11 protein-coding genes are annotated in these 11,635 nt (G+C 64.6%); 8 read left to right on the forward strand and 3 right to left on the reverse strand.

Annotation, left to right across the window (positions count from 1 at the left end):
- Positions 1-52: 52 nt before the first annotated feature.
- Positions 53-976: a Grx4 family monothiol glutaredoxin gene (gene grxD / locus ACE3OK_RS01570; protein ID WP_374247758.1), complete on the forward strand. Its 924-nt coding sequence runs from the start codon at positions 53-55 to the stop codon at positions 974-976.
- Between the two features lie 70 nt (positions 977-1,046).
- Here the strand turns inward: grxD and ACE3OK_RS01575 are convergent, their stop codons facing one another.
- Positions 1,047-1,823 carry an AMP nucleosidase gene (locus tag ACE3OK_RS01575; protein WP_374247759.1) on the reverse strand — a complete coding sequence of 259 codons (777 nt, stop codon included), beginning with the start codon at positions 1,821-1,823 and terminating at the stop codon, positions 1,047-1,049.
- Between the two features lie 204 nt (positions 1,824-2,027).
- Between ACE3OK_RS01575 and ACE3OK_RS01580 the strand changes: the two genes are divergently transcribed.
- From ACE3OK_RS01580 to ACE3OK_RS01590, 3 genes are all read left to right on the forward strand, one after another.
- Positions 2,028-2,969: a DegV family protein gene (locus ACE3OK_RS01580; protein WP_374247760.1), complete on the forward strand. Its 942-nt coding sequence runs from the start codon at positions 2,028-2,030 to the stop codon at positions 2,967-2,969.
- A 69-nt stretch (positions 2,970-3,038) separates the two neighbouring features.
- Positions 3,039-3,383: a hypothetical protein gene (locus ACE3OK_RS01585; protein ID WP_374247761.1), complete on the forward strand. Its 345-nt coding sequence runs from the start codon at positions 3,039-3,041 to the stop codon at positions 3,381-3,383.
- A 29-nt stretch (positions 3,384-3,412) separates the two neighbouring features.
- Positions 3,413-4,072, forward strand: a complete 660-nt coding sequence (locus tag ACE3OK_RS01590) for an ATP-binding protein (RefSeq protein WP_374247762.1) — start codon at positions 3,413-3,415, stop codon at positions 4,070-4,072.
- A gap of 32 nt (positions 4,073-4,104) precedes the next feature.
- On the opposite strand, the gene fghA is transcribed toward ACE3OK_RS01590, so the two are convergent.
- A complete protein-coding gene (fghA, locus tag ACE3OK_RS01595; RefSeq protein WP_374247763.1) occupies positions 4,105-4,935 on the reverse strand; it encodes an S-formylglutathione hydrolase in 831 nt (276 codons plus the stop codon).
- 13 nt (positions 4,936-4,948) lie between these two features.
- Positions 4,949-6,058, reverse strand: a complete 1,110-nt coding sequence (locus ACE3OK_RS01600; protein WP_374247764.1) for an S-(hydroxymethyl)glutathione dehydrogenase/class III alcohol dehydrogenase — start codon at positions 6,056-6,058, stop codon at positions 4,949-4,951.
- Between the two features lie 107 nt (positions 6,059-6,165).
- Here ACE3OK_RS01600 and ACE3OK_RS01605 point away from each other — a divergent pair, with 107 nt between their 5' ends.
- The 4 genes from ACE3OK_RS01605 (at position 6,166) to ACE3OK_RS01620 (ending at position 11,633) form a co-directional block, all read left to right on the forward strand.
- Positions 6,166-8,028, forward strand: a complete 1,863-nt coding sequence (locus ACE3OK_RS01605) for a type I restriction-modification system subunit M (protein ID WP_374247765.1) — start codon at positions 6,166-6,168, stop codon at positions 8,026-8,028.
- Positions 8,018-9,274: a restriction endonuclease subunit S gene (locus ACE3OK_RS01610; RefSeq protein WP_374247766.1), complete on the forward strand. Its 1,257-nt coding sequence runs from the start codon at positions 8,018-8,020 to the stop codon at positions 9,272-9,274. The genes ACE3OK_RS01605 and ACE3OK_RS01610 overlap by 11 nt, the downstream gene beginning before the upstream one ends.
- Complete coding sequence (locus ACE3OK_RS01615; protein ID WP_374247767.1) at positions 9,271-10,239, forward strand: Abi family protein; 969 nt, start codon at positions 9,271-9,273, stop codon at positions 10,237-10,239. The genes ACE3OK_RS01610 and ACE3OK_RS01615 overlap by 4 nt, the downstream gene beginning before the upstream one ends.
- 203 nt (positions 10,240-10,442) lie before the next feature.
- Complete coding sequence (locus ACE3OK_RS01620; RefSeq protein WP_374247768.1) at positions 10,443-11,633, forward strand: Fic family protein; 1,191 nt, start codon at positions 10,443-10,445, stop codon at positions 11,631-11,633.
- The last annotated feature ends 2 nt before the right edge of the window (positions 11,634-11,635 follow it).

Here is an 11,635-nt window from a genome sequence, read left to right on the forward strand (position 1 = left end):
GCGGCGGGCAGGTAGAATTGCGGCCTCCATCGTCACGCCCGGAAGTTCCGTCATGTCGCTCGACCCCGCCCTGCGCGCCCGCATCGAATCCATCCTGTCCGCCAATCCGGTGGTGCTGTTCCTGAAAGGCAGCCCGGAGGCACCGCAGTGCGGCTTTTCGGCGAAAACCGCCGCCGCGATGGATGCCACCGGCGCCGACTACGCCCACGTCAACGTGCTGGCCGACCCGGAGATCCGCGAAGGCATCAAGGTCTACGGCGATTGGCCGACCATCCCGCAGTTGTACATCCGTGGCGAGCTGGTGGGTGGCTGCGACATCGTCACCCAGATGGCCGCCAGCGGCGAGCTGCACGCCGCGCTGGGCGTGCCGGCGCCCGACCGCACGCCGCCGGAGATCACCATCACCGCCGCCGCCGCCGACATGCTGAAGCAGGCGCTGGCCAATGCCGGCGAGGGCTATGCGCTGCAGATCGAAGTGGACAAGGGCTACAACGCGCGCCTGCAACTGGCGCCGAACGACGATGCCGCGATCGCCACCGAGTCGGCCGGCATCCGCGCCCAGTTCGACCTGCTCAGCGCGCAGCGCGCGCGCGGCATGACCATCGACTGGGCCGACGATGCCCGCGGCAAGGGCCTGGTGATCGACAACCCCAACGCCCCCGCCAAGGTCAAGCCGCTGACCCCCGCGCAGGCGCGCGAACGCGTGCAGGCCGGCACCCTGGTGCTGGTGGACGTGCGCCCGGCGGACGAACGCGCGCAGTCGGAAGTGCCGGTGGCACACCGCCACTTCGATGATGGCGTGGAAGAACTCGAAGCGTTGCCGAAGGACACCGCGCTGGCGTTCCTGTGCCATTCGGGCGGGCGCAGCGCACAGGCTGCGGAGCATTTCCGTGCGCTGGGCTTCAAGGAGTTGTACAACGTCGCCGGCGGCATCCTGGCCTGGGCCGATCTCGACCCGGCGGTGGCGCGCTACTGACCCGCTTGCGGCACCTGCTTGCGGCATCCCAGGCCCCGCCACGCGCGGGGCCGGGCGTTTGCAGGGGGTGTCACTCGTCGAACCTCAAATGCCGCACCGACTTGCCGTTGCGGCGGATCAACTTGAGCGCATCGATGCCAACCTTGATGTGGTTCTGCACGAACTCGGCCGACACCCGCGCATCGCTGGCCTCGGTCTTCACCCCTTCCGGGATCATCGGCTGGTCCGACACCAGCAACAGCGCGCCGCAGGGAATGCGGTTGGCGAAGCCTGCGGCGAAGATGGTGGCGGTTTCCATGTCGATCGCCATGCAGCGCATTGCCCGCAATTCTTCCTTGAAGGCTTCATCGTGCTCCCACACGCGGCGGTTGGTGGTGAACACGGTGCCGGTCCAGTAATCCAGTTCAAGGTCACGAATGCTGGTGGAAATCACCCGCTGCATGGCGAATGCGGGCAGCGCCGGCACCTGCGGCGGCAGGTAATCGTCGCTGGTGCCTTCGCCGCGAATCGCCGCGATCGGCAACACCAGGTCGCCCAGTTGGTTTTTTTTCTTCAGCCCGCCGCACTTGCCGAGGAACAGCACGGCCCTGGGCTCGATGGCCGACAGCAGATCCATCACCGTGGCCGCATTGGGGCTGCCCATGCCGAAGTTGATCAAGGTGATGCCATCGATGGTGGCACTGGGCATCGGCCGATCCAGCCCGACGACGGGCGCGCCGGTCATGTCGGAAAAATGCGCCAGATAGCCCCCGAAATTGGTCAACAGGATGTGCTGGCCGAAGCCGTCCAGCGGCACCCCGGTGTAGCGCGGCAGCCAGTTTTCAACGATCTCCTGCTTGCTTTTCATGCGTGCACGACCTGCGTCCCGGCGAAGTTCCCGCCCGCAGCGTACACCAGCGCCCGCGCCTGGCAGGGCACCCAGCCAACGGCAATGCTTCACTCTTTCTTCACGCCCATTTGCGGCATGAAGTACGCGGATTGAGGTCAAATCAGGTGCACGAACGCCGCAGTTGCGGTACGTTCGTCGGCGTACGGACAGGGGAGGCATGGCATGCGTATCGGAATCATCGCGGACTCGGCTTGCGATTTGCCGGGAGATTTCATCGAACGGGAACACATCACCATCTTGCCGGTCACGGTACAGATCGGGCAGGCGGTGCTGGCCGACGTACGCAACGAGGAGGCCACGATGAACTTCCTCAGTGGCGAAACCGGTGCCCGCGCCTTCGAAGCGGAAACCACGCCCTTCACCGTGCAACAGGTGCACGACCTGTTCCTGACCAAACTGGTGCACGACTACGACTACGTGTTCTGCATCACCACCACCCGCACCCGCAGCGGCATCCACGACAACGCGGTGCAGGCCAGCTACACCATCCTCAACGACTACAAGCCGGTGCGTGCCGCCTCCGGCAACAACACCCCGTTCATGCTGCGGGTGATCGACAGCCAGAACGTGTTCTCCGGCGTCGGCGTGCCGGTGGTGGAAGCCGCCCGCCTGCGCGCCGCGGGCGAATCCCCGCCGCGCATTCGCGCCACCCTCGAGAATCTGGCCAGCCATACCCACGCCTACATGGTGGCGCCCGACCTGAACTACCTGCGCAATCGCATCAAGAAGCGCGGCGATAAGAGCGTGAGCTTCCTCAGCGCCACCCTGGGCACGGCACTGGATATCAAGCCGATCCTCTATTGCAACAAGGGCGAAACCAGCCCGGTGGGCAAGGTCAAGGGCATGGCGAACGCATGCAAGCGGCTGTTCGATTTCACCGCCACGCGGGTGGAAGCCGGGCTGATGGCACCCACCCTGTGCCTGAGCTACGGCGGCAACCTGGACGACATGCGCAAGCTTCCCGGCTATGACCACTTGCGCGACGTCTGCAAGGCCCACAAGGTCGACATGTACGAAACCTTCATGGGCTTGTCCGGGCTGGTGAACGTGGGCAAGGGCGCATTGACGGTGGCTTATGCCGGCAACGAGCACCGCTTCGAATAAGCCTGCCCCGGGGTGACAGGCCGGTGCCGAAGCGGTTAGCCTGCAAGCTCCGGACGCGATGGATCGATCATGCCGACTCGCTACTACATTCGCTTGCCCGACCCCGCCCAGGCGCGCGGCATGGAAGCCGATCTGAGCTTCCGTTCGCAGGGTGCCGATGGCTTCGCCGAAGAACTGCAACAGGCGCTGCGCACCGCCACGCTGTTTGACCGCTGGAGTGCAAAGCAGGCCGACCCCGACGACGTTGACCCGGCGCTGGGGGCCACCGACACCGAGGCCATGGTCATCGGCAGGCAAAACGACCTGCACGTCGAACTGGAGGTCGTCACCCGCCTGCCTTCCACCCTGCTGCGCCAACGCATGGCCCTGCTGGCGGGGCACGGTTGGCAGTTGCGTGACGTGACCGCCGACTGAGCGCGCCGCGTTCCCCGGCCGTCCCCGCGTTGCTGTCCTGGAGCGGGGGCAAGGACGCCGCGTGGGCCCTGCACGCCCTGCGCACATGTGGCGAGGTCGAGGTGGTCGGTCTGCTGACCACGCTCACCGAAGGCTTTGATCGCGTGTCGATGCAGGGCATCCGCCGCGGCGTACTGCATGCGCAGGCCGGTGCCGCAGGCTTGCCGGTCATTGAAGCGTGGATTCCACACGCCGCCGACAACGATGCCTACGCCGCCAGCTTCACGCAGGCGCTGGCATCCGCACGCGAACGCTGGCCCGGGCTCGCACACATCGCCTACGGCGACCTGTTCCTGCCGGATATCCGTGCATGGCGCGAAGCGCTGTGCGCGCAGCTGGGCTGGACGCCGCTGTTCCCGCTGTTCGGCAGCGACACCGCACGGCTGGCGCGGGAGATGATGGAAAGCGGCCTGCGCGCGCACCTGTGCTGCGTGGATACCACCCGGCTCGATGCCGCATTCGCCGGCCGCGCCTTTGATGCCGCGCTGCTGGCCGAACTGCCACCGGGCATCGACCCTTGCGGCGAGCACGGCGAATTCCATACCTGCGTCTCCGCCGGGCCGATGTTCACCGCATCGCTGGCACTGCAACCCGGCGACACCGTGCTGCGCGATGCGCGCTTCGCCTATACCGACTTCACGCTGGCCTGACTGGAGCCGCCCCCGCAACGTCGCGGGCGATGTTATGCCTTCAACGCCGTGGCGTGATGGGCGATGTGCTCACCGATGAAACTGGCGATGAAGTAGTAGCTGTGGTCGTGGCCCGGCTGCATGCGCAGGTAGACCGGATACCCGGCCGCATCGGCCGCGTCCTTCAGCCGCCACGGCTGCAGCTGGGCATCGAGGAACTCGTCGGCCTCGCCCTGGTCGACCAGCACCGGCAGCTTTTCCGCCGCCGTCCCGATCAGCGCACAGGCGTCGTACTGCTTCCACGCCGCGCGGTCGTCGCCGAGGTAGGCGGAAAACGCCTTCTCGCCCCACGGCACGCTGGCCGGCGCGACGATCGGGGAAAACGCCGACACGCTGCGGTAGCGGCCGGGTTTCGACAACGCCACCACCAGCGCGCCGTGCCCGCCCATCGAATGCCCGCTGATCGCGCGCGCCGTAGTGACGGGGAAGTGCGCCTCGACCAGCGCCGGCAGCTCGTCGGCCACGTAGTCGAACATCCGGTAGTGCGCCGCCCACGGCGCCTGCGTGGCGTTGACGTAGAAGCCCGCGCCTTGGCCGAGGTCGTAGCCGTCCGCATCGGCCACGCCGTCGCCGCGCGGACTGGTGTCCGGGCAGACGATGGCGATGCAGTGCTCCGCCGCGTAGCGCTGCGCGCCCGCCTTGGTGATGAAGTTCTGCTCGGTGCAGGTCAGGCCCGACAGCCAGTACAGCACCGGCACCGGGCCGTCCTGCGCCTGCGGCGGCAGGTAGATCGCAAAGCTCATGTCGCAACCCAGCACCGCCGAGCGGTGCCGGTACACGTCCTGCCAGCCGCCGAAGCAGGCGCGGTGTTCGATGCGCTCCATCAGGCCATCCCCCTCAGAAATGCACCACCGAGCGGATCGACTTGCCGTCGTGCATCAGGTCGAAGGCGTCGTTGATCTGCTCCAGCCCCATCGTGTGGGTCACGAACGGCGCGAGCTGGATGTCGCCCGCCATTGCCTCCTCCACCATGCCCGGCAACTGGCTGCGGCCCTTCACGCCGCCGAAGGCGGTGCCCAGCCACTTGCGGCCGGTGACCAGCTGGAACGGGCGGGTGGAAATCTCCTGCCCCGCGCCGGCCACGCCGATGATCACGCTCTGGCCCCAGCCGCGGTGCGCGCATTCCAGCGCCGCACGCATCACGTTGACGTTGCCGATGCACTCGAAGCTGTGGTCCACGCCCCAGCCGGTCATCTCCACCACCACCTGCTGGATCGGCTTGTCGAAGTCCTTGGGGTTCACGCAGTCGGTGGCGCCCATGTCGCGCGCCATCGGGAACTTGTCGGGATTGGTGTCGATGGCGATGATCCGCCCCGCCTTCGCCCGCTTCGCGCCCTGGATGACGGCCAGGCCGATGCCGCCCAGGCCAAACACCGCGACCGAATCGCCTTCGGCCACCTTCGCCGTGTTCTTCACCGCGCCCAGGCCGGTGGTGACGCCGCAGCCGAGCAGGCAGACCTGCTCGTGGTTGGCCTCGGGGTTGATCTTCGCCAGCGAGACCTCGGCGACGACGGTGTACTCGCTGAAGGTGCTGCAGCCCATGTAGTGGTACAGCGGCTGGCCGTTGTAGCTGAAGCGGGTGGTGCCGTCCGGCATCACGCCCTTGCCCTGGGTGGCGCGCACCGCCGTGCACAGGTTGGTCTTGCCGCTCTTGCAGAACAGGCACTCGCCGCACTCCGCGGTGTACAGCGGGATGACGTGGTCGCCCGGCTTCACGCTGGTGACGCCCTCGCCCACCTCCACCACCACGCCCGCGCCTTCGTGGCCCAGCACGCAGGGGAACAGGCCCTCCGGGTCGTCGCCCGACAGCGTGAACGCGTCGGTGTGGCAGACGCCGGTGTGGGTGATCTTCACCAGCACTTCGCCGGCCTTGGGCGGGGCGACGTCGATCTCGACGATCTGCAGCGGCTGGCCAGCGGCGAAGGCCACGGCGGCGCGGGACTTCATGGGGAGGCTCCTGGAATGGCGTTGCCGCCATTGTAGGGCGGGCCGCGAGGCGGCTGGATGCGCTATCGTTTTTCGTTCTTGCGTAAGACACCCATTCGGAACAATCCGTGCCATCTACCGAACAGCAGACCAGGCGCTTCCTCGATACCCTTGCCGCGTTGGGCGGCAGCGCAGGCAACCAGCGCCTGCTCGAAACGCTGGGCTGGCAGGAAGACACCTACCAGCGCATCAAGCAGCAATTGCTCGACGCGGGCCGCATCCGGCCCGGACGCGGGCGTGGCGGCTCCGTCGCCCTGACGACGGCGCAAGCGCCCATCGCCGCCGATGCCCCCAAGTCCAAGCCCGCACCGGCCAAAGCCACACGCCCGGCTTCCACGCAAGCACCAGCCCCTGAGCTGGACTATGCCGACAAACTCTGGAAAACCGCCGACAAACTGCGCGGCAACATGGAACCCAGCGACTACAAGCATGTCGCGCTGGGCCTGATCTTCCTGAAGTACATCTCCGATGCCTTCGAGGCCCGCCACGCCCGGCTGCTGGCCGAAGACCCGCAGGCCGCCGAGGACAAGGACGAGTACCTCGCCGACAACATCTTCTGGGTACCGAAGCAGGCGCGCTGGTCGCACCTGCAGGCCAACGCCAGGCAGCCGACCATCGGCGCCCTGATCGACGACGCCATGCGCGTCATCGAAAAGGATAATCCGTCGCTGAAAAGCGTGCTGCCCAAGGACTACGCCCGCCCCGCGCTCAACAAGGTGATGCTGGGTGAACTGATCGACCTGATTTCCGGCATCGCCCTGAACCAGGGCAACGACAAATCGAAGGACGTGCTGGGCCGCGTCTACGAATACTTCCTCGGCCAGTTCGCCGGCGCGGAAGGCAAGCGCGGCGGCGAGTTCTACACCCCGCGCAGCGTGGTGCGCACGCTGGTGGAAATGCTGGAGCCCTACAGCGGGCGCGTCTACGACCCGTGCTGCGGCAGCGGCGGCATGTTCGTGCAGAGCGAGAAGTTCGTCGCCGAACACGGCGGACGTACCGGCGACATCGCCATCTACGGGCAGGAAAGCAACTACACCACGTGGCGGCTGGCGAAGATGAACCTCGCCGTGCGCGGCATCGACTCCAGGATTTTCTGGAACAACGAAGGCAGCTTCCACAAGGACGAATTCGCCACGCAGCGCACCAGCGACGGCTCGCTGATGAAGGCCGACTTCATCCTCGCCAACCCGCCGTTCAACATCTCCGACTGGGGCGGCGAGCGCCTGCGCGAGGACGTGCGCTGGCAGTTCGGCGTGCCGCCGGCCGGCAATGCCAACTATGCGTGGCTGCAACACATCGTCCACCACCTCGCACCGTTCGGCACCGCCGGCGTGGTGCTGGCGAACGGCTCGATGAGCTCGCAGCAGAGCGGCGAAGGCGACATCCGCAGGGCGATGGTCGAAGCCGACGTGGTGGACTGCATGGTCGCCCTGCCCGGCCAGTTGTTCTATTCCACCCAGATTCCCGCCTGCCTGTGGTTCCTTGCCCGCAACAAGTCCAATGGCCGCGCCGGCAAGCGCAAGCTGCGCGACCGCCGAGGCGAAGTGCTGTTCATCGACGCCCGCAAGATGGGCGTGCTGGTGGATCGCACCCGCCGCGAACTGACCGACGAGGACATCCACAGGATCGCCGACACCTACCACGCATGGCGGGCCGCATCGGGCGAGCTCGTATCGGAGCGTCGCGGGCGCTCGCCTTACGAGGACGCGCCCGGCTTCTGCAAGTCCGCCACGCTCGATGAAATCCGCAAGCACGGGCATGTGCTGACGCCGGGGCGCTATGTCGGCGCGGAAGAACAGGAGGACGATGGCGAGCCGTTCGAGGCGAAGATGCAGCGTCTTGTGACGCTGTGGCGCGAGCAGCAGACGGAAGCGATGAGGCTGGATACGACGATTGAAGCCAACCTGAAGGGGCTTGGGTATGGCGGGTGAGTGGAGTGAGGCTTCACTCGGCGAATTGTTCAAAGTGAAGCATGGCTTTGCTTTCAAGGGCGAATACTTCACCGATGAGCCGCAGGAAACCGTGTTGGTGACGCCGGGAAACTTTGCTATCGGCGGCGGCTTTCAGGATGGCAAGCGCAAGTATTATCGCGGCCCGGTTCCACAGGACTACGTACTAAAACCTGATCAGATCGTCGTCACGATGACGGATTTGAGTAAGGAGTCCGACACACTTGGCTACGCCGCAAGCGTGCCGCATGACGACATGGTTTGGCTGCATAACCAGCGCATCGGCTTATTGGAATTCAACCATGACATGCCAACTTCACCACGCTTCATTCAGTACTTGTTGCGCACGCATGAATACCGTTCATGGATCGTGGGTTCCGCCACAGGCACAACGGTCAAGCACACATCACCGGGGCGCATCGAAAGCTTCATAACCCGTATTCCGCCCATCGAAGAACAACGCGCCATCGCCCACATCCTCGGCACGCTAGACGACAAGATCGAACTCAACCGGCGCATGAACCAGACGCTGGAAGCCATGGCCCGCGCCCTGTTCAAGTCATGGTTCGTGGACTTCGACGGCGTACCCGCCGAGGACATGCAGGAATCGGAGCTGGGCTTGATCCCGAAGGGCTGGCGGGTGGCATCCCTCGACCAGATCGCCCACTACCTCAACGGACTGGCCTTGCAAAAGTTCCCGCCGGAAAGCGAAACCGAGTTCCTGCCCGTCATCAAGATCGCCCAACTGCGCGCAGGCCATACGAACGGCTCGGACAAGGCCAGCGCCCGGCTCAAGCCGGAGTACATCGTGGAAGATGGCGATGTGCTGTTTTCATGGTCGGGCTCACTGGAAGTCGAGGTATGGACAGGCGGACGCGGCGCCTTGAACCAGCACCTGTTCAAGGTGACATCACACGAAGTGCCCAAGTGGTTCTACTACCACGCCACACGCCAGCACCTGCAGGACTTTCGCGCCATCGCCGCAGGCAAGGCAACAACGATGGGCCACATCCAGCGCGGGCACCTCACTGCCGCCAAAGTCGCAGTGCCGCCGCCGGATGAAATGGCGAAGTTCGATGCCGTGATCGCGCCGCTGTTTGAGCAAACGATCAGCAATGCATTGCAGTCCGGAACTCTTGCCAACCTCCGCGACACCCTGCTCCCCAAGCTGATTTCCGGTGAGTTGCGGATGAAGAACACCGAATATCTGGAGAACGTTCTGGCATGACGCCCTTGAAACCATGGAAGTCTTTCGACGACCAGTTGACCGGCCTGAAAGCTCGCGGCCTGCATGTTGATGACGATGCAGCAGCATTGAGCTATCTGGCCCGCATCGGCTACTACAGGCTCAGCGGCTACTGGTATCCCCTGCGAGTCATCGACAAGGCCGCATCGGAAAGCGCAGGCAGACCCGTGAGGCTGGACGAGTTCATCGCCGGCAGCCGCTTCGAGGACGTGGTCAAGTTGTACGTGTTCGACAAGAAGCTACGCCTGCTGGCGCTGGATGCACTGGAGCGCATCGAGATGGCGGTGCGAGTGGATGTAGCCCACTTGCTAGGCCGGCAAGACCCATGCGCGCACGAGAACCCGGATTGCCTGCACGGCAACTTCTCGAAGCGGCTGATCCGTAATGGAAAGGATGCGGGAAAGACCTTGCATCGGGCGTGGCTGGAGAAGCATCAGCAGTTGCTGCACCGGGCGCGGCGCGAACCATTCGTGCAGCATCATCAAGAAGCATATGACGGCAGGCTGCCGATCTGGGTTGCGATTGAAGTGTGGGATTTCGGGCAGTTGTCCAAGCTATTTGCCGGCATGCGCTTTGAAGATCAGGCGGTCATTGCTGCCCGATATGGTGCTACGGATGGAAGGGCCTTCGCCAACTGGCTACGTACCCTGAACTTCATGCGCAATGTGGCCGCTCACCACAGCCGGATGTGGAACATCAATGTGCTGGAACCGTCACCCGTGCCTGAGGGTTGGCCGGCGATGCCAAATACGCGGACCTTCTTCTGCTTCTGCCTGATGCAACAACTACTGCGGACGATCTGTCCGCGCTCATCTTGGGGACGGCGTCTGGTGCAGTTGCTTGAGCAGGAGTTTCCGCAGATGCCCAACCGGGCCGTGACTCTGGCGGACATGGGGATATTCGAGGGGTGGAACTGGAACGGTTGGGAGCTGTGGCCGCAGAAATGAAAACCGACGCGTACACAAGAGTGCAGAGGCGCCGGTCGTATTGAGAGCAGGCTAGGCAGTACCAGCGTCTGGGTCAAGCTCTTCATTCCAAGGCTTTCGCCATATGCAAGGCTGCCAACCATACAGCCGGAAAATCAGCCTATGTGATAGTCTGGCTATCACATGAAACAACCAGCGTACCCTTGTCAAAGGCTGGCTATCGCATGACTCCATCTGACTCTACCCAGCGCGCAGGCCAGTACATCCGCCAGACAACCGGCTACCGTGCCTTCATCCCCGCACCCTTGCCGCCCCGCCCACCGCTTGCGCTGGATGCCGGACTCACCAGCCTGCTTTCTCAGGCCGACCGCGCCCTCGGGCGGCTGGACGGCTCGGTACTGACCCTGCCCAATCCGGATTTGTTCATCCTGATGTACGTCCGCAAGGAAGCGGTGCTGTCCAGCCAGATCGAAGGGACGCAAAGCTCACTGCAAGATCTGCTGGCGGCGGAAGCGTCTCTGTACGACGAGAACCGCCCGCAGGACGTGGAGGAGGTCATCAACTATGTGCGCGCCATGAAGCACGGGCTGGAACGCCTGCACGAACTACCCGTTTCCGTGCGGCTGGTGCGCGAGATACACGCCGAGCTGATGCAGGGTGTGCGCGGCAGTCGCCTGCATCCGGGTGAACTGCGCCAGAGTCAGAATTGGATCGGCCCACCCGGCTGCACACTCAACACTGCCTCCTTTGTGCCGCCACCGGCACACGAGGTGCCGCGTGCGTTGGGTGACTGGGAAAAGTTCCTGCATCAGGATGATGGCCTGCCGCCACTGGTGAAGATCGCGCTGGCGCATGTGCAGTTCGAGACCATCCACCCGTTCCTGGACGGCAATGGCCGCGTCGGCCGCTTGCTGATCACCTTCCTGCTGACCGAGTGCAATGTATTGCACAAGCCGGTCTTGTATCTGTCTCATTACTTCAAACAGTACAGGCAACAGTATTACGACCACTTGCAGGCCGTCCGCGACAAGGGAGAGTGGGAATCGTGGTTGGCGTTCTTCCTGCGGGGCGTGATCGAAGTGGCTGGCGAGGCAACGAATACCGCACGCCGCATCCAGTTGTTGCGCGAAGGCCACCGCAGCGCGATCACAGACCGGTTCGGACGCGCGGCGGGCAACGGCCACCGGGTGCTGGAAAAGCTGTTTGACCGGCCCATTCTTTCCGTACCGGATGTGCAGCAGTTGACGGGCACCACGCACGCCGCCGCCAATGCCCTGGTACGACGCATGGTGGAATTGGGCATTCTGGAAGAAATCACCGGTTACGCCCGTAACCGCCGTTTCCGCTACGGCCCCTACGTGCGGCTGTTCTCCGACGAGATGCCCGCCGATGGCGTGGCCGCACTGGAAGATTGACG

This window comes from Thermomonas sp., assembly GCF_041905325.1.
In the GTDB taxonomy this organism is placed as follows: domain Bacteria; phylum Pseudomonadota; class Gammaproteobacteria; order Xanthomonadales; family Xanthomonadaceae; genus Thermomonas.